This window comes from Corynebacterium sp. HMSC05D08 (assembly GCF_001807215.1).
In the GTDB taxonomy this organism is placed as follows: domain Bacteria; phylum Actinomycetota; class Actinomycetes; order Mycobacteriales; family Mycobacteriaceae; genus Corynebacterium; species Corynebacterium striatum.
Genome location: NZ_KV788361.1, coordinates 67,669 through 84,765, shown reverse-complemented (window position 1 = coordinate 84,765; position 17,097 = coordinate 67,669). Strand labels below are relative to the sequence as shown.

Genomic DNA, 17,097 nt, shown 5'->3' with positions numbered 1-17,097 from the left:
TAATCACTCCCGATTATGTTTTTGTTACTTCATCCTATCCATTCCGGATAGTGGTTTACCACGCTTTTACCAAGCTTGCTCAAGGTCAGCATGCTGACGGATCCAGGCATGCATTGCAATGCCTGCTGCAACGCCCGCATTAATCGAGCGCGTCGAACCAAATTGGGCGATGGAACACGTCATCATCGCAGCGTCCTGGGCCTCCTGGGTGACACCAGGCCCTTCCTGGCCAAACAGTAACAAGCAGCGCTCGGGAAGCTCCGCAGTCTCAAGGGGAACGCAGCCGGGAGTGTTGTCGATCGCTACAACGCTAAGCCCCTTATCACTCGCCCATTCCAGAAGCTCAGCGACGGTGGCATGGTGCATCAGGTGTTGGTAGCGGTCAGTCACCATGGCGCCGCGGCGATTCCACCGGCGACGCCCCACGATGTGAACGGTATCCACGGCAAAGGCGTTGGCGGTACGGACCACGGTGCCGATGTTCGAGTCATTCTCAAAGTTCTCGATGGCGATGTGGAGCGCATGCCTGCGCTTATCGATGTCCGCGGTAATAGCTTCCCTGCTCCAGTAGCGGTAGGCGTCCACCACGTTGCGGTGATCGCCGTCGCGAAGCAGCTCGGGATCGTACTGCGGACCTTCCGGCAGCGGGCCTTCCCATGGGCCGACTCCGTGCCGTCCTTCGTTCCATTCGGTAGGGCCCTTAGCAGAAGTCTCCTCCTGCAAGCGCTCGCGGGGTTCTTCCTTAGGCGAGGTCAAGATCTTCCAAGCTCAGCAGGTAGCGGTACTCCAAGCCCTCTTCAGCGATGACCTTGTCAGCACCTGTAGCGCGGTCCACGACGGTAGCCACGCCGACGACCTCCGCGCCAGCCTCGCGCAGTGCTGCCACCGCGGTCAGCGGGGAGTTGCCCGTGGTGGTGGTGTCTTCGACAACGAGCACCTTCTGGCTTGCAACGTCGAAGCCCTCGATGCGGCGCTGCATGCCGTGCTTCTTGGCTTCCTTGCGCACGACGAAGGCATCGATGTCGCGACCATCAGCGTGCATCACGGAGGTAGCAACCGGGTCTGCGCCTAGGGTCAGACCACCGACGGCAACGTAATCCCAGTCGGCGGTGAGCTCACGCAGCAGCGAGCCGATGAGGCGGGAAGCCTCATGCTGCAGGGTCGCGCGGCGCAGGTCGACGTAGTAGTCGGCTTCCTTACCGGAGGACAAGGTGACCTTGCCGTGAACAACGGCGAGCTCCTTGACCAGCTCTGCCAGACGGGCCTTCTTCTGTGAATCCAAGCTCATGGCGCTCCTTCGCGTTAATGCTGAGTGCTTTAGATTGTTTGCGGGGTTTTAAGGTTTAGACGATTTAAAGACTACTCGTTCGAGTCTTCGTCACCGAAGATGGTCGAGCGGCGGTTGAGGTTGCGGCGCATACGGGCCTGCGCTTTATCGGGCAGCGGGCGCTCGCGACCATCAGCAATGGCGTCGACTTCATCAGCGCCAAGTGCGCTGTGGTCAACTACGCCGCGGACTTCGCTGCGCGTGCGGCTGGGCAGCTCCACAGGCTCCTCAGGCCGCTGGATGTGCGGGCGCTGGATCTCCTCGTGGTCTGGGACCAGGGTGGGGCCGGTCGGCTCTGCCTGCGGAGGGGCGGGGATCTCACGGCTAGGGTCGAGCTCCTCGACGCGGAGGACTTGCGCCGCGGAAGAACGCGGCGGGAGGACACGCGCGACGTCGGCAAGCTTGGCCATGGGGGCGAGCATGGCGTCCCACTCCGCGGCACGTGCGTGTTTGGTGGTCTGCGCGAGTACCCACTCGGACTCCATCCACACAGCGGTGACTTCGGCGGGCAGGAGGTGGAGCGCCACTTCGAGGCGCTCATCGATGAGCCGCTTGCCCACGCCCACGTCGGTGGCGAAGACTTCAAAGCCTTCGATTACATCGACCATGAATAGGTCTTCCGAGGCTGACTCCTCCTCAATCCCAACGCGGCGGAAATCCACCACGATGTCGGAGGTAGCGCCAGTGCGCATGGCCATGACATTGATGCCGCCCAGGTCCATCATCAGCATCTCGTGGCCGTGCACGAAGCCTGCGACGATGTCCTTCGGCGCCGCGCCCAAAGCGGCGGCTCCGCGCATCCATTCATCGGCAAGGTAATCGTCCTGCTTGGTGTACTCAAAACCATGCTCTTCGCCCCACGCCCTGCGGCCGCGGCGCATGGAGCCCGGCACGAAGCTGCGAGCTCGTGTGGCATGGGAGCGGCCACCGCCCGACTCTGGCGTGGGTTCTGGTGCCGATTCGGCAACCGGCTCGGCGGCCAGTTCTGGCTCGATATTGGCGGCAGGGGCTGGTTCAGGTTCTGGATGCGGAGCCGCCACCGGGGCTGGAGTTGCGGTCTGGTGGTTTTCCGGCGCTTCCGGTTCGGCAGTCTCGATGGCAGGGATATTAGGGGTAGGTACGCCGCCAAGCTGAGCGGAACGTTGACGCTTTTCTATAAGCAGGATGGCAACGCCCGCGACGCCGCAGGCAAGAGCGAGGAGAATGATTAGATAAGGCATCACCCCAAGACTTTAGTAGGAAGTCTTGGGGTGCGTGAGCTGGCGCGCTGGCTTTTAGACGTGGGTGCGGTCGCCGCGCTCGATTGGGTTGTCCGGATTAGCTGACCACTGGGACCAACCGCCGACGAAGTGGCGCAGGCCAGTGAAACCGAGGTTCTCCAGGATGCCGATTGTCAGTGCGGAGTGGTTGCCGGAGCCCGAGTAGATGATTGCGTCCTGGACGTTGTCCTGCGTGATTCCGGCAGCATCGAGGATGTCGAGGATTTCCTCGTCGCTCTTGATGGTCCGATCCGGGTTGTGGAACAAGCGCTCAGGGAGGTTCACAGCGCCTGGGATGTGGCCAGCCTTGAGGTCAAGGTGCTCGCGGCGGCCAGCGAAGCGGTTAGCTGTGCGGGAGTCGATGAGAAGGCCGTCGTGTGCCTTGACATCCTCGATAGTCGCGGTAGGCATCGAGCCTGGGACGATCTCAACTTCGGTGGCTAGGCCCAGGTTGCCCGGGCCGGTCAATGTATTAAAGCCCTGGCGACGCCAGTTGGCTAGGCCACCGTCGAGCATGCGAACGTTCTTAAAGCCTGCCCAGCGCAGGGTCCACCATGCGCGGGCAGAGAAGAGACCACGGCCCTCGTCGTAGACCACGATCTGCCAATCAGGGCGCAGGCCCCATTCCTCGCAGCTTTCCTGAAGACGCTCCGGGTTAACAAGCGGGTTACGACCCACCTTGGAACCTGGAAGGCCAACGAAGGAGTATGCGGCTTCGGCAAACTGAGCCGTAGGAATGTGGAGGGACGTGAACTGGTTGTAGGCCTCCCCTTCACCGGGAGCCCATAGGGATGCCAGAACTGCGACGCGGTCGCCGCGATAGATGGATTGTTGGAGTTCGCTCGGAGAAACCAAATTGCTCATGTCCCTGATTCTAAGGGCACGCGGAGTTTCCTGCCGAGGGGCCGCCCATGCGGGAACTCCCAACCACGCGAGATTTCCTCGTCACGGGGAAGGCTCCTTATATGGAGTCTTCCCCGCTGCAGCGGCTTCCAGTGCCTGGTTTAGCTACTACTTAGGCGCGTTGTGCGCGCGACTTCGTTTAGCCGAGTGCCTTGAGCTCGAGGCTCTCGCCGCCTTCAGCGACATCGACGTGGACGGTGTCGCCGTCGAGGACGTCGCCAGCCAGCAACTGGCGAGCCAGCTGGTCGCCGATGGCCTGCTGTACTAGGCGGCGCAGCGGACGGGCACCATAAGCTGGGTCGTAGCCGCGCTCCGCGAGCCACAGCTTGGCGGCATCGGAAACCTGCAGGTTGAGGCGACGGCCTTGCAACCTCGATGCCAGAGCATCGAGCTGGATGTCGACGATGCCGGCCAGCAGCTCGGAGGACAGGGACTCGAACATCACCACATCATCGAGACGGTTGATGAACTCCGGCTTGAAGTTGCGCTTGACGGCCTCCATGACCTCCTCCTTGGTGCCACCAGCACCGAGGTTCGAGGTCAGGATGATGACCGTATTGCGGAAGTCCACGGTGCGGCCCTGCCCGTCGGTCAGGCGGCCCTCATCGAGGACCTGCAGCAGAACGTCGAAGACGTCTTGGTGCGCCTTTTCCACTTCGTCAAAAAGCACGAGCGTGTACGGGCGGCGACGCACGGCCTCCGTGAGCTGGCCGCCGGCATCGTAGCCAACGTATCCCGGAGGGGCACCGACAAGACGCGCAACGGAGTGCTTCTCGCCGTACTCAGACATATCGATGCGGACCATGGCGGATTCATCGTCGAAGAGGAAGTCAGCCAGAGCCTTGGCCAGCTCTGTCTTACCAACGCCCGTCGGGCCCAAGAAGAGGAAGGAACCGGTCGGGCGGTTCGGGTCAGCAACGCCCGCGCGAGCGCGGCGCACGGCATCGGAGACGGCCTTGACCGCTTCTTTCTGACCCACCACGCGGCGGCCCAGCTCGGCCTCCATGTTGAGCAGCTTCTGGGTCTCGCCCTGCAGCATCTTGCCAGCCGGGATGCCGGTCCATGCGGAGACGACCTCAGCGATGGTGTCCGGGGTGACTTCCTCGGTCAGCATGGTGTTGGCCTGTGCGTTGGCGCGAATCTCAGCGTCGGCAACCTGCTTCTCCAGCTCCGGAATGCGGCCGTAACGCAGCTCGGAAGTCAACTCGTAGTCACCGTCGCGCTCTGCGATCTCAGCCTGGCGCTTCAGGTCCTCGAGCTCTTCCTTCGCTTGCTGGACCTCATCGATAGCCTTCTTCTCGTTGACCCAGCGAGCCTTAAGCTCACCGAGCTTCTCGCGCTCGTCAGCCAGCTCCTGCTGCAGCTTGGAAAGTCGATCCTGGGAGGCAGCATCGGTCTCCTTCTTGAGCGCCAGCTCCTCGATTTCCATACGACGGACCACGCGCTCGAGTTCGTCGATCTCCTGCGGGGAGGAGTCAATTTCCATGCGCAGGCGGGACCCAGCCTCGTCCACGAGATCGATTGCCTTATCTGGCAGGAAGCGGTTGGTGATGTAGCGGTTCGACAGCTCGGCCGCAGCAACCAACGCGGAGTCCATGATGCGCACACCGTGGTGCACCTCGTAGCGCTCCTTCAGGCCACGCAAGATACCAACGGTGTCCTCGACGGAAGGCTCAGCGGCATAAACCTGCTGGAAGCGGCGCTCAAGCGCAGCATCCTTCTCGATGTACTTGCGGTACTCGTCGAGGGTGGTTGCGCCCACGAGGCGCAGCTCACCACGAGCCAGCATCGGCTTAATCATGTTGCCGGCGTCCATCGAGCCTTCACCCGTGGCGCCTGCGCCGACGATAGTGTGCAACTCGTCGATGAAGGTGATGATCTGGCCGTCGGAAGCCTTAATCTCATCGAGGACAGCCTTGAGGCGCTCCTCGAATTCACCGCGGTACTTCGCACCGGCGACCATCGAGCCCAAATCCAGGCTCAGCAAGGTCTTGCCCTTGAGGGACTCAGGTACGTCACCAGCCACAATGCGACGGGCCAGGCCTTCAACAATGGCGGTCTTACCAACACCGGGCTCACCGATGAGGACCGGGTTGTTCTTGGTGCGGCGGCTCAAGACCTGAACCACGCGGCGGATTTCCTGGTCACGGCCGATGACCGGGTCGATCTTGCCTTCACGCGCACGAGCGGTCAGGTCGGTGGCGTACTTCTCAAGTGCCTGGAACTGTTCTTCGGGATTTTCAGAGGTCACCTTGGCCGCACCGCGCACGGAGGGGAAAGCGCCCTTGAGGGCGTCGAAAGTAGCGCCGCGTGAGGTAAGCAGCTCAGCAGCATCCGTCTTGGACCCTGCGATAGCTGCAAGCAGCACCTCGGTGGAGACGTACTCATCACCGAGCTCGCCGGCGAGCTCCTGCGCGCGGGTCAGGACGTTGAGCCCGTCGCGGTTAAAGTTGGGATTCGCCATCCCAGAGCCCTCAGCCTTGGGGTAGGAATCAACAAGGCCGCGCGCTTCCTTGAGGACGGTCTCCGGGTCCACGCCAGTGGCCTTCAGGACTGGGGCCGCAATGCCATCTTCTTGGCTAAGGATTGCAGCGAGCAGGTGGGCCGGGCGGATGTCCGGGTTGCCATTGGACGAGGCGGTCTGCAGCGCTTGCTGCAGGGCCTCTTGGGTTTTGGTGGTGGGGTTGAAAGCACTCATGGCTTCCTCCTTGGAAGTTAAGTCGGAGTTTGTGAAGTTAGATTTGTTATGTTTCCACAGCTCGAAGGACTTTTCCTTCGCTGCTACTTATCTCAACGCACATAAAGTTGAGTTTGTTCCACTCAACTTCAAATTTTTCCATTTTCCCGCCTGAGCGTACCAGACTCAAGTTTTGAATGCCGGGTGCAGAGCCGCCCTGTGCAACCACAATGCATAAGAAATGCGGCCTTCCCCGAAAATTGGGAGAAAACCGCAAGAGTAGAGCTAGGTCGCCGTACTACGAGCTCACTGCCCGCCCTTTCCCACGTTAAACACAAGTATCGGCAGAAGCACTGGGCGCGAAACAGCCATGTCGATATACGCCACAGGCATTGCCGATGTACGCGAGATTAGGAAAGCATCCTCAGGAAACGAATCATAAATATGTTCAGCGCGCTCCCGGAGGTCAAGTCCGCGTAGGCATTCCAGTTTGCGCCGGTGCAGGTAATCAGGAAGTCAGGAAGGAATTGAAAAATCGTCTCCAAATAAGGGAAAATTTTAAGACGCGTCAATAAAATCGCGGGCGATAGCAGCCGGCCCCGCCTTCTCATTACCGGAATTTCTTAAGTTCATCGCTACAAGGTCTTCAGTCTTTAAGTTTCCATCAAACTTATCGAGTGCCTCCACTGCCTTTTGCGGAACATCCGCACTGCGGTAGACAGGTACAACGTTCTGCGGGGCCACCAGGTTCTGGGGATCTTCCAGGCGCACAAGTTTTACCTCTTTGCCATCACGATCCAGGATGGGCGAGGTGGTGTAAATATCTGCTACGTTGGCCTCACCCTCCAAAAGCGCCGCAATAGTCAGCGGGCCGCCACCATCGGAAATTGCGTGCATGGTGAACTTGTCCTCGTCCACGCCATAGGTTTGACTGAGTCCGCGTGGGCCGTACGGACGCTCCGCAAGCTCCGGGTTTCCCGCCAGCTTAATCTCGTCCAAGTTCTTCAGGTCAGCGAGGGAAGCTAGCTTGTATTTCTTCGCTACCTCAGGCGTCACATGATAGGCGTCTTTCGATTCCGCGGGGGCGAATGCGCCAGCGGCAAGCGCTTCGGGCAGCACGCCTTCGAGTGCCTCATAAACCTTCTGCTCATCAGCCCCGCTAGGAAGTTTCGCCTTGTAGAACTGCGCCAAGTTGCCGGTGTATTCCGGCACAATGTCCACAGTTCCCTCTTCTAGGGCCTTCATATAAATCTCGCGGGAACCAATCCCGGACTTCACTTCGACATCGAAGCCTGCGTCCTCCAAGGTCGCGGCCCACAGTTGGCCCAAGATCTCGGACTCTGGGAAGTTTGCGGTACCGATGACGATGGTCTTGCTATCGCCGGCGCTTTCCGACGCCCCCGGCTCCGCCGTAGGATCCGCGGAGCTACACGACGCCAGAAGGGCCGCGCTGGTGACAGCTGCACAAACCGCGGCCACGCCGCGATGCAAGGTACCGCGCTGCAGGCCAGAGTGAAGAAGTGAAAATGAGCGCATGAGACATACCTTCCGGGCTAGGGAGTAAGGAGCGTTGTATCTAGACGTAGCGACAAAAACTGTTGAGTTTTTAACTGCGCTAACTCCACGGTACCCAGATTCATTCCGTCATGCCTTCTTTATATGCCTCCTCAGCGTCCAACTCTTGTAGCTACCTCCGGCCACAGACTTAGTTCCGCATGCCCGTATTCGGGCGTAGCAATCGCTGGCACAGCGCCAAGACACCGTCGACAGCTAATGCCAAAAGAGCCACCATGAGTGCGCCGACAAGCATCTGCGGGTAGTCACGCAGCGCCAAGCCATCAATGAGGTAGCGGCCCAGCCCAGACAACCCGATATAAGCCACGATGGTCGCGGTGGCCAGCACCTGGACCGCCGCAGAGCGTATGCCGCCCACGATGGAAGGCGCGGCAAGCGGCAGCTCCACCTGCCGCACAATGTCCGATTCGCTAAATCCCGCAGCTCGGGCCGAGTCCACCACCCCGCGCGGAATGGCCATCACGCCGGTAACTGTACCCGCCAGCATCGGCGGGATAGCTAAAATGACGAGCGTTACAATCGCCGGAATTACGGGAATGCGCACCCCGAAACTAAACTCCAGGGTCAGCCAGGTCAGCAGACCCAAAGAAGGCAACGCGCGCAATGCGCCCGACACAGCAACGACGCCGTTCACGCCGCGACGCGTGTGCCCCATCAGGACACCCAAGGGCAAAGCGACGACGGCTGCGATTGTCACTGCCGCTAGGGTATAGCCCAAGTGTGCCAACAGGCGCTGCCCCAACCCATTTGCACCGCTCCAATTCGCGCCATCAGCGATGAATGAAAAGGCCTCTAGAAGAAAGTTCATGACGCTTTCCTAGCCCAGGGCAGCAGCACACGCCCGATAAGGACAAGCAGCAGGTCAAAGAGCACAGCGAGCAACACGGTACCTACAAAACCCGCGATGATCTGCGTGGGAAAGTTGCGCTGGAACCCTTCGGTAAAAAGCGTGCCCAAAGAGTGCACGCCCACCAGTGCACCCACTGAGATGAGCGAAATCGTCGAGGCAGAGACCACGCGCAGGCCGGCGATAATGCCAGGTCCTGCAAGGGGTAGCTCCACCTGGAACACTCGCTGCAGCGGCGAGTATCCCATCGCGGTCGTCGCAGAAGCCACCGCCGCTGGGACGGTGTCGAAGGAATCCGCCGTGGAGCGCACTTGCAAGGCCAGCCCGTACAGTGTCATCGCGATGATCACGTTGAGTGACGACAACACCGAAGTTCCAATAACCAAAGGCAGCAAGATGAACAGCGCCAACGAAGGAATGATGTAGAGCGCGCTGCTCAGGCCCACGACAATCTCGCGAATTCGCCGGTAGCGGTGCGCCACCCAGCCAATTGGCAGCGCCACCAGCAAAGCAAGCAGGATAGGCGGCCACGCCAAGTTAGCGTGCGCGATGCCCAGCTCCACCAAGCGCGAAAAGTTGCTGCTTAACCAGTCCCACTTCATGCGGGACCATCCGCCAATATTCCGGCCACCGTTCCGTCTTCGCCCACCAACACCTTGCGCCCGTCGCAGGTCTCAACATGGAGGCGCTTAGCTTCCAACCCCACGAAGTGCTCAACCTCGGTGCTGGCGGGGCTCGTAATGAATTGCTCCGCTTTGCCGTGCTGACGGATGTGGGCGCGCTCTCCGAGGAGCACCACGTCGTCGCCAAGCAAAAATGCCTCATCAACGTCATGGGTGACCATGAGGATGGTCTTGCCGATGTCCTCCTGCAGCTGCAGGACCTCACGCTGCAACTCGCGGCGCACCACTGGATCAACAGCGCCGAAAGGCTCGTCCATCAGCACGATGTCGGGGTTGGCCACGAGGCCACGGGCCACGCCCACGCGTTGTGCTTGGCCGCCGGAGAGCTCACCTGGGTAGCGGTCGAAGAATTCGGAGGCGACGTGGACTCGCTCCAGCCACTGGGCCGCCTGTTCCCGCGCTTGCTTTTTAGTGGCCCCACTCAGCCTGGCCACCGCGGCCACGTTGTCTAGCGCCGTAAAGTGCGGCAGAAGCCCGGAGTTCTGCATTACATAACCAATTGACCTGCGCAGATGCACAGCATCGCGTTCGACCACAGGAATGCCATCGATAAGCACTCGACCTTGGGATGGCTCCACCATCCGGTTAACCAACCTTAAAAGGGTGGTCTTCCCACAGCCTGAAGGGCCTACCAGAATGGTGGTCTTGCGCGGCTGCAGGGCATAGGAAAAGCTCTCCACCGCGGGGGTCGGGGCTCTCGGATACTGGACCGAGACGTTGTCGAATTCAATCATTGCCCAACAAGCTTACCCCTCCTAGGTATTACAGTGGCGAGAGTAAATTCGAACGCCGGCATCCCACAGCCCCACTTTCACCTCGCCGTCATCGGCGCCGGTCAGGCCGGGCTCGCGGCGCGGGCTGCCGTGTAAGCTCTCCGCACACTCGACGCTTCAAGCTAAAAGTGTTAACCTTTTTGTTGTTACGTCAATAAAATTAGGGAGTTAGATATGAAAGCATTCGGCTTTCTAAGCTTTGGTCATTACGCCTTCGGCGGACAGCGCGGCCCCTCGGCCGAGGACATGGCCAAGATCCACCTCGACCTTGCACAAGCCGCGGACGAAATCGGCGTCAACAACGCCTCCTTCCGCGTCCACCACTTCGTGCCGCAAGCCTCCGCGCCGATGCCGCTCCTGGGCGCAGTGGCGGGTTCCACCAAGCACATCGAGGTCGGCACCGGCGTTATCGATATGCGCTACGAAAACCCGCTGTACCTGGCAGAGGAAGCAGCCTCCCTGAACCAAATCGCACGCGGCCGCGTGGCCTTGGGTGTCTCCCGCGGCGCTCCCGAGGTAGCCGACCGCGGCTGGGAGTCCTTCGGCTACAGTTCCGAGGCCCCCAACGGCGCGGACTTGGCCCGCGCCAACTTCGAAAAGTTCATGGCCGCCATCGACGGCTATGGCATGGCCACCGCCGCCCCACTGGAGAACCAGTACCCCAACATGTATCAGCCGGGTTCCCAGCTACCGGTCTTCCCACACTCCCCTGAGCTGCGCAAGAACATCTTCTGGGGTTCTGGCACGCACCACACCGCGGAGCAGGCCGCCAAGGATGGCGTAAACCTTATGTCCTCCACCCTCGTTTCGGAAACCTCCGCTGAGACTCTCGGCGAGATTCAGGTGGACCAGATCAACCGCTTCCGCGCCGCATGGAAGGAAGCTGGCCACGACTGGACCCCGCGCGTTTCTGTCTCGCGTTCCATCTTCCCCATCGTCGATGGCGCAGATATGCAGCGCTTCGGCATGCAGGCCACCGGGCACGACCAGGTGGGCTTCCTGCCGGAGGTTGGCGCCTCCACCTTCGGCCGCACCTACGCCGCCGAGCCGGACAAGCTGATTGAACAGCTCAAGGCTGATCCGGCAATCATGGCCGCCGATACGCTCCTCATCACGGTGCCCACCACCATGGGCTTGGACGTAAACGTGCGCATCCTGGAAAGCTTTGCCAAGCACGTAGCGCCGGAACTCGGTTGGATCCCGAACGACCAACGCCCCAAGTAGGATTGACTGACATGAAGGAATTGGGCGAACACGTACGCAGACACGCCGACGATTACCGCGACGCGGTGCACGAGCACTTCTTCGCCACCGTGGCGGAGTCACGCCAGATTTTCGCCCTGTCCATGCGCGATACGCACCCAGCGCTCGGCCCGGCCGTGGCCTGGGTACTCGACGCCGCTGAAGACGACGGCACAGTGCCTGCGGAAACCCTCGAGCGCATCAAGCAACTCGGCCGCGAGCACCGCCGCCACGGCTTCCCACCGGAAATCTATCCCAAGTTCGAAGCTTCCCTCATTAAAGGCTTCGAAGCCCTAGCGCTCACCAGCCACCAACAGCAGGTGGCCACTCGCGCCCTCCACATGGTGTGCCAAGCCATGGCGGAGGCAGCGCATGCTGACGACGTCGCCGGCATCGCCCCCGCACACAGCGCCCAGGTCGTGGCGGTCGAGCACCCCAACCGCAAGACCGCCATCATCCGGGTGGAATCCGGCGCTCCCATTGACTACCAAACCGGCCAGCACTTTCCCGTCACCTCGCAGCTGCTGCCCGGCACATGGCGCATGCTCACTCCAGCCCACCCCGCCGATGCGACCGGGCAGCTGACCTTCCACGTGGCGCTAGCTGGCGACGCCTCCTCCATGCTGGCCAAGGCCAAACCTGGGGACTGGTGGACTTTGGGCGCGCCTGCCGGCGAGCCGCTTGAGCTGCGTACCAAAGCTGCTTCGCAAGCAGGCCAAGCAGGTACCGCCTTGATTAGCTTCGGAACCGGCTGGGCGGCCGCACGCGCAGCGCTGCTGGATTGCTTGAACTCCAATGACCTTCCCGCAGGACTCAGCATCTACAGCGTGATGCCCTCCCCGGGCGAGCACTACGACACGCATTTCCAAGCCAACGTCCAAGCCCTTGCACCGCGACTGTCGCTGCACTGCATCGCGCGTAGCGCCCAAGACCCGTGGTTGCTGGGCGCGCAGCCTCAGGCGGAGGGCTTTAGCGTGGAGTCCACCGAAGACCCTATGGAGGCTGTCCTCCTGCACGAGGGCACGGCAGCTAAGCGCAAGCGCTTCATCCTGGTTGGCCCAGCCGACCGCGTGGAGGTTTCCCGCGAAGCGCTGCTCAACCACGGGGTCCCAGCTGAGCACATCGAAGAAACGTCCTGGCAGCGCGGACATGAGTGGGCAGCTTCCGCAGCCGATCTCGACGGCTGGGAGGACTGGGACGCATGGGCCGCATGGAAAAAGTCCGAGTGGACAAAGCAATAGCGTGGTGGGCGAGCCTTAAGCCTCGAGCACAGGGATTGCCTTGCGCGTCTCCTCCACGAGATCGGCATCAATTTCGGCATAGATGATCTCCGGTTCGTAGCCGGCTTCAACTACGCGGGTGCCGTCAGGTGCCACGACAACGGAGTGACCAATGCCGGTGGGGCCAGAATCCTCACCGGCCTTTTCCTTGCCACCCGGGCGGGCTTGACCCGCCGCGACGATGTACGAGGTGGAATCCAACGCGCGCGCCGCACTGAGCAGGCGCCACTGGTCGAGCTTGCCCGGGCCATCAGCCCAGCTCGTAGGCACCACGATGACCTGGGCGCCTTGGCGAGCCAGCTCTTTGAACTGCTCTGGGAAGCGGATGTCGTAGCAGATTGCCACGCCTACGGTGATGCCGGCGACGTCGAAAGCCACAAGCGCCTCACCCGGGCGCACCGTGTCGGATTCCTTGTAATTGAAGGCGTCGTAGGTGTGAATCTTCTCGTAACCGCCCAAGATATCGGGGCCAGCGATCAAGGCCGTGTTGGTGACGCGGTTGATGGTCTTGCCATCACGCTCAACGGTGTCCGCTGGGCTGAACATGCCCAGCACCACGGTGACACCGAGCTGCTGCGCCACCGCACGAATGGTGGTCACGAAGTTGCCGTCGAGCCCCTGTGCCTGCTTGTCGAGGCGACCCGCTCCGAAAGCTTGGGAGGTAGCCTCCGGCAGCACGATGAGCTGCGCGCCGCCTTCCGCGGCCTCACGGATTTTCTCCACGGCCAACTCGAGGTTCTCCTCGATGTCTCCGCCGGTCTGAATTTGCACTGCAGCTACCAACATGACTACCCAAAATAGCGCAAGTCGCGATGAGTTATCCACAGATCTGCCCTCGCAGAGAATTTGGGTATGGAAAATCCTTGACATCTTCCGCAAGGCTGGGTTTATGAACTTCTTTATCGCAGATTCCGCCCGTTCCACCGTCAGTTCCCTTCTTGGCCGCCGGCACGTCGCAACGGCTCCCCCACCGCCTGAGTACCCGCGCACCGCAACGGCGCTGGCCCGCATTCAGGCTAAGTGGGATTCAACGCTGAGCAAGAACGCCGCGCTTCACGACGCCGCCCTTAACAACCTCGATCAATTCCTGGGCCATGCCCAGCATTTAGACATAGACCTGGCGCAGACACTGGACGGGGGCCTGCAATGAATCGTGCAGCAAGCCTCACACTGAGCGCACGACACCTCCACAACTCAGGCGCTGAGCTCGACTTATTTATTAAGGGTTCGCTCGATAATTGGGTACGCCTGCCAATTTTCGGAGACTTTGCGGAGGCCGCCCGGAGCCAGCTTTCGGCCACCACCGGCCAGCTCATGATTCCTGCCGAGGCCATGCGCGCCGCGGCACTGGTGTTGGAGAGCTACCAACCCTTACTTACTCGCATCGAAGAACTCCGCGCCCAGGCAATCGGCATGCTTACCCGAATGGATGAGGTCCAGCCGTGGTCCAATCAGCTGGGCACAATGTTGAATGCACTTGACGCTCTTGCTGACGCCCTCGACTGGGCCTGCGCCGCCCAAATCGATGCACTATGCACCCCGGAGCTCGCCCCGGGCGGCAACTACTTCGAAGACTTCTCCGAGATGCCTTTAGACAGCCTGCACCAAATGCAACTGAGCACCGCCCCACCGGAGGCAGCCGCCCTTGCCGCCAACAATCCCGACGTAAAGATTCTCGAAGCAGGTCCCGGCCGAGTCGCGGTGCTTGTCGATCCGACAAAGGTGGGAACCGCGGCCGCTAGCGTCACCACGTTTATCGGCGGCGTTGGTTCCTCGGACCCCGGCGGCTGGCAGCGGGGCATCGAACGCGCGCGGGCAATCGCGCACGCGACCGGCGGTCCAGCCGTGGCGTGGATGGGATACTCCGCGCCACGCAACCTAAGCGGGGCACTGCACGAGGCACCAGCTACACGCGGCGCGCAGGATTTACAGCGCTTCCAGCGCGCCGTGGGCCAGCGCTTTCCTAGCGCGCAGCGAATAATCGTGGGCTATTCCTACGGTTCTGTGGTGGCGGGAAAGGCAGTGCGCGCCGACAACGTTGCGGATGACGTGGTCTTCGTCGGCAGCCCCGGCACCGATGCCGCAACAGCTAGCGAGCTAAGAGCGCGCACATGGGCGTCGACAAACGCGCACGATCCCATCGGCACCACCACAGGCCCAGGCGGTGGAATCCACGGCCCGGACCCGAGCTCCGCGGCCTTCGGCGCCACACCCCTGCCAGGGGCTAACCGTCTGCCCGGTGACCACAGCTCATACTTCGAAGACCCCGCATTCTTGCGGGGCCTAGGAAGGATTGCTCGGCGCTAACCCAAGCAGCAGCTGCTCGAAACGAGAGACTTAGAAGAGACCAGCGTGCTCCTCAGAGTAGGACACCAGCATGTTCTTGGTCTCCTGGTAGTGGGCCAGCATCATGAGGTGGTTCTCACGGCCGATGCCGGACTCCTTGTAGCCGCCGAATGCGCTGTGCGCTGGGTAGACGTGGTAGTGGTTGACCCACACGCGGCCCGCCTGAATCTCGCGGCCCGCGCGGTAGCAGGTGTTCTGGTGGCGCGACCAGACACCGGCGCCGAGGCCGAAGTTTGTGTCATTTGCAATCTGGATGGCTTCCTCGAAGGTCTTGAACGTAGCCACAGAGAGCACCGGGCCGAAGATTTCCTCACGGAAGATGCGCATGTCGTTGGTGCCCTTGAACACGGTCGGCTCGATGTAGTAACCGTTCTCGAGGCCTTCGACCTTGTTCACGTTGCCGCCGACGAGGGTCTCCGCGCCCTCCTTCGGGCCGATTTCCAGGTACTCGGAAATCTTTTCCATCTGTTCCTGGGAGGCCTGCGCGCCCATCATGGTCTCGGTGTCGAGCGGGTGCCCGATCTTGATCTTCTTGACGCGCTCGACAGCCAGCTCGAGGAACTTGTCCGCGATGTCTTCGTGGATGAGCGCACGCGACGGGCAGGTACACACCTCGCCCTGGTTGAGCGCAAACATCACGAAGCCTTCGACGCACTTCTCGAGGTAGGCGTCATCCTTGTCCATGATGTCCGCGAAGAAGATGGACGGGGACTTGCCGCCCAGCTCGAGGGTGACGGGGATGACCTTGTCAGCTGCGGCCTTGTTGATGATCTTGCCCACTGGGGTGGAGCCGGTGAACGCAATCTTGGCGATGCGATCGGAGCCGGACAGGGCCGTTCCGGCCTCCTCACCAATGCCGTTGACAATGTTGAGCACGCCCTTGGGGAGAAGGTCACCGATGATATCGATGAGCAGAAGAATGGACGCCGGGGTCTGCTCGGCTGGCTTCATGACGATGGTATTGCCGGCGGCCAGGGCAGGCGCGATCTTCCAAGCGGCCATGAGCAGCGGGAAGTTCCACGGAATGATCTGCCCCACGACGCCAAGCGGCTCGTGGAAGTGATAAGCCACGGTGTCTTGGTCGATCTGCGAAAGGCGGCCTTCCTGCGCACGAATGGCGCCAGCGAAGTAGCGGAAGTGATCGACGGCGAGTGGGATGTCCGCCGCGAGGGTCTCGCGCACCGCCTTGCCGTTCTCCCAGGTCTCGGCCACGGCGATCTTCTCGAGGTTTTCCTCGATGCGATCCGCAATACGGTGCAGGAGCAGCGCGCGCTCAGCCGGAGTGGTCTTGCCGAAGGTTTCGAAGGCCTTCTCCGCAGCGTCGATAGCCAGGTTGATGTCGGCTTCCTTACCGCGGGCTACCTGGCAAAAGACCTCACCAGTGACCGGCGTGATGTTGTCCATGTACTCGCCGTCGACCGGAGGTACCCATTCGCCGCCAATGTAGTTGTCATAACGCTCGCGGAAGTTGACGATAGCGCCTTCGGTACCGGGATTTGCGTAGTGGGTCATGGTGAAGCCTTTCTTTTCAACAGGTTGGGTTGCTGTGTGTAACTGCGTGACGTCACCCCTGTTGGAGAATGTGTGACATCCCACAATTTCTGGCTGCCATCATAACAAGCTTTGCAAAATGTTGTTGTTTTCTTGCCTCAAATCTTCACAACGGGGTTAATGAGCTGCCATCCTGGTTCTACTGAATACAGAAAAACCCCGGTAACCGGATTTATATCCAATCCAGATAGCGGGGGTAGTTCTAATCGTTTCCTGCTTCGCTTCGGCGACGGTTTCGCCGCGGCGTCCACATCACAACTGAGGTGGACCGCGGAACGTGCACGAGTTCGCCGCGCGGTTGGCGCATGCCTGCCTGCTCGCGCAGTTGTTGCACCTCGGCGAGCAAAGAATCGCGCTCGGCCTCTAGCTGGTCGCGCTCCTCGGTGAGCTCGATAATCGACTTGATACCTGCCAAGTTCACGCCTTCGTCATGCGAGAGGACCTGAATCTTGCGCAGCAACTCGATGTCCCGGTCAGAGTAACGGCGTCCGCCGCCCTGGGTACGAGCGGGCGAAACGAGCCCGATGCGGTCATAGGTGCGCAGGGTTTGTGCATGCATACCGGAGAGCTCGGCGGCAACGGAAATCACGTAGACCGCCTTGGTGCCTGCCTGGTTTTCCTTGCTCATCGTTGC

General features: G+C 61.1%; 16 protein-coding genes. 4 read left to right on the top strand and 12 right to left on the bottom strand.

The genetic code is table 11. The features are described 5' to 3' along the window. Window positions 1–66: 66 nt before the first annotated feature. The 9 genes from HMPREF3148_RS12085 to HMPREF3148_RS12045 form a co-directional block, all read right to left on the bottom strand. A complete protein-coding gene (locus tag HMPREF3148_RS12085; RefSeq protein ID WP_172454466.1) occupies window positions 67–756 on the bottom strand; it encodes a TrmH family RNA methyltransferase in 690 nt (229 codons plus the stop codon). Further along, complete coding sequence (gene pyrE, locus HMPREF3148_RS12080) at window positions 743–1,288, bottom strand: orotate phosphoribosyltransferase (protein ID WP_005529758.1); 546 nt, start codon at window positions 1,286–1,288, stop codon at window positions 743–745. Before pyrE ends, HMPREF3148_RS12085 begins: the two co-directional genes overlap by 14 nt. 71 nt (window positions 1,289–1,359) lie before the next feature. Then, window positions 1,360–2,547: a type III secretion system chaperone family protein gene (locus HMPREF3148_RS12075; RefSeq protein WP_049151392.1), complete on the bottom strand. Its 1,188-nt coding sequence runs from the start codon at window positions 2,545–2,547 to the stop codon at window positions 1,360–1,362. 54 nt (window positions 2,548–2,601) lie between these two features. Next, a complete protein-coding gene (locus HMPREF3148_RS12070; protein ID WP_049151391.1) occupies window positions 2,602–3,450 on the bottom strand; it encodes a sulfurtransferase in 849 nt (282 codons plus the stop codon). 178 nt (window positions 3,451–3,628) lie between these two features. Next, window positions 3,629–6,187: an ATP-dependent chaperone ClpB gene (gene clpB / locus HMPREF3148_RS12065; RefSeq protein WP_049063798.1), complete on the bottom strand. Its 2,559-nt coding sequence runs from the start codon at window positions 6,185–6,187 to the stop codon at window positions 3,629–3,631. 537 nt (window positions 6,188–6,724) lie between these two features. Continuing rightward, window positions 6,725–7,702, bottom strand: a complete 978-nt coding sequence (locus HMPREF3148_RS12060; protein ID WP_080969937.1) for a glycine betaine ABC transporter substrate-binding protein — start codon at window positions 7,700–7,702, stop codon at window positions 6,725–6,727. 169 nt (window positions 7,703–7,871) lie between these two features. After that, entirely contained in the window at window positions 7,872–8,549 is a 678-nt protein-coding gene (locus tag HMPREF3148_RS12055; protein WP_005529747.1) for an ABC transporter permease, read from the bottom strand. Continuing rightward, window positions 8,546–9,190, bottom strand: coding sequence for an ABC transporter permease (locus HMPREF3148_RS12050; RefSeq protein ID WP_049151390.1), 645 nt, complete (start codon window positions 9,188–9,190; stop codon window positions 8,546–8,548). The genes HMPREF3148_RS12055 and HMPREF3148_RS12050 overlap by 4 nt, the downstream gene beginning before the upstream one ends. Beyond that, entirely contained in the window at window positions 9,187–10,005 is an 819-nt protein-coding gene (locus tag HMPREF3148_RS12045; RefSeq protein WP_049151388.1) for an ATP-binding cassette domain-containing protein, read from the bottom strand. Before HMPREF3148_RS12045 ends, HMPREF3148_RS12050 begins: the two co-directional genes overlap by 4 nt. 213 nt (window positions 10,006–10,218) lie before the next feature. Here HMPREF3148_RS12045 and HMPREF3148_RS12040 point away from each other — a divergent pair, with 213 nt between their 5' ends. After that, on the top strand, window positions 10,219–11,268 hold the full coding sequence (locus HMPREF3148_RS12040) for an LLM class flavin-dependent oxidoreductase (protein WP_049147148.1): 1,050 nt from the start codon (window positions 10,219–10,221) through the stop codon (window positions 11,266–11,268). Between the two features lie 11 nt (window positions 11,269–11,279). Beyond that, complete coding sequence (locus tag HMPREF3148_RS12035) at window positions 11,280–12,527, top strand: FAD-binding oxidoreductase (protein WP_049151387.1); 1,248 nt, start codon at window positions 11,280–11,282, stop codon at window positions 12,525–12,527. 15 nt (window positions 12,528–12,542) lie between these two features. Here HMPREF3148_RS12035 and HMPREF3148_RS12030 read toward each other — a convergent pair whose 3' ends face one another. Continuing rightward, window positions 12,543–13,352, bottom strand: coding sequence for a carbon-nitrogen hydrolase family protein (locus tag HMPREF3148_RS12030; RefSeq protein ID WP_049151386.1), 810 nt, complete (start codon window positions 13,350–13,352; stop codon window positions 12,543–12,545). 103 nt (window positions 13,353–13,455) lie between these two features. On the opposite strand from HMPREF3148_RS12030, the gene HMPREF3148_RS12025 reads away from it, so the two are divergent. Both HMPREF3148_RS12025 and HMPREF3148_RS12020 read left to right on the top strand, forming a co-directional pair. Continuing rightward, complete coding sequence (locus tag HMPREF3148_RS12025; RefSeq protein WP_049151385.1) at window positions 13,456–13,716, top strand: hypothetical protein; 261 nt, start codon at window positions 13,456–13,458, stop codon at window positions 13,714–13,716. Further along, window positions 13,713–14,873: an alpha/beta hydrolase gene (locus HMPREF3148_RS12020; RefSeq protein ID WP_049151384.1), complete on the top strand. Its 1,161-nt coding sequence runs from the start codon at window positions 13,713–13,715 to the stop codon at window positions 14,871–14,873. The genes HMPREF3148_RS12025 and HMPREF3148_RS12020 overlap by 4 nt, the downstream gene beginning before the upstream one ends. Window positions 14,874–14,903: 30 nt before the next feature. Here the strand turns inward: HMPREF3148_RS12020 and HMPREF3148_RS12015 are convergent, their stop codons facing one another. Then, window positions 14,904–16,424, bottom strand: coding sequence for an acetaldehyde dehydrogenase ExaC (locus HMPREF3148_RS12015; RefSeq protein ID WP_005529733.1), 1,521 nt, complete (start codon window positions 16,422–16,424; stop codon window positions 14,904–14,906). Window positions 16,425–16,665: 241 nt separating this feature from the next. Beyond that, window positions 16,666–17,091: a heat shock protein transcriptional repressor HspR gene (locus HMPREF3148_RS12010; protein ID WP_005529730.1), complete on the bottom strand. Its 426-nt coding sequence runs from the start codon at window positions 17,089–17,091 to the stop codon at window positions 16,666–16,668. Between the last annotated feature and the right edge of the window lie 6 nt (window positions 17,092–17,097).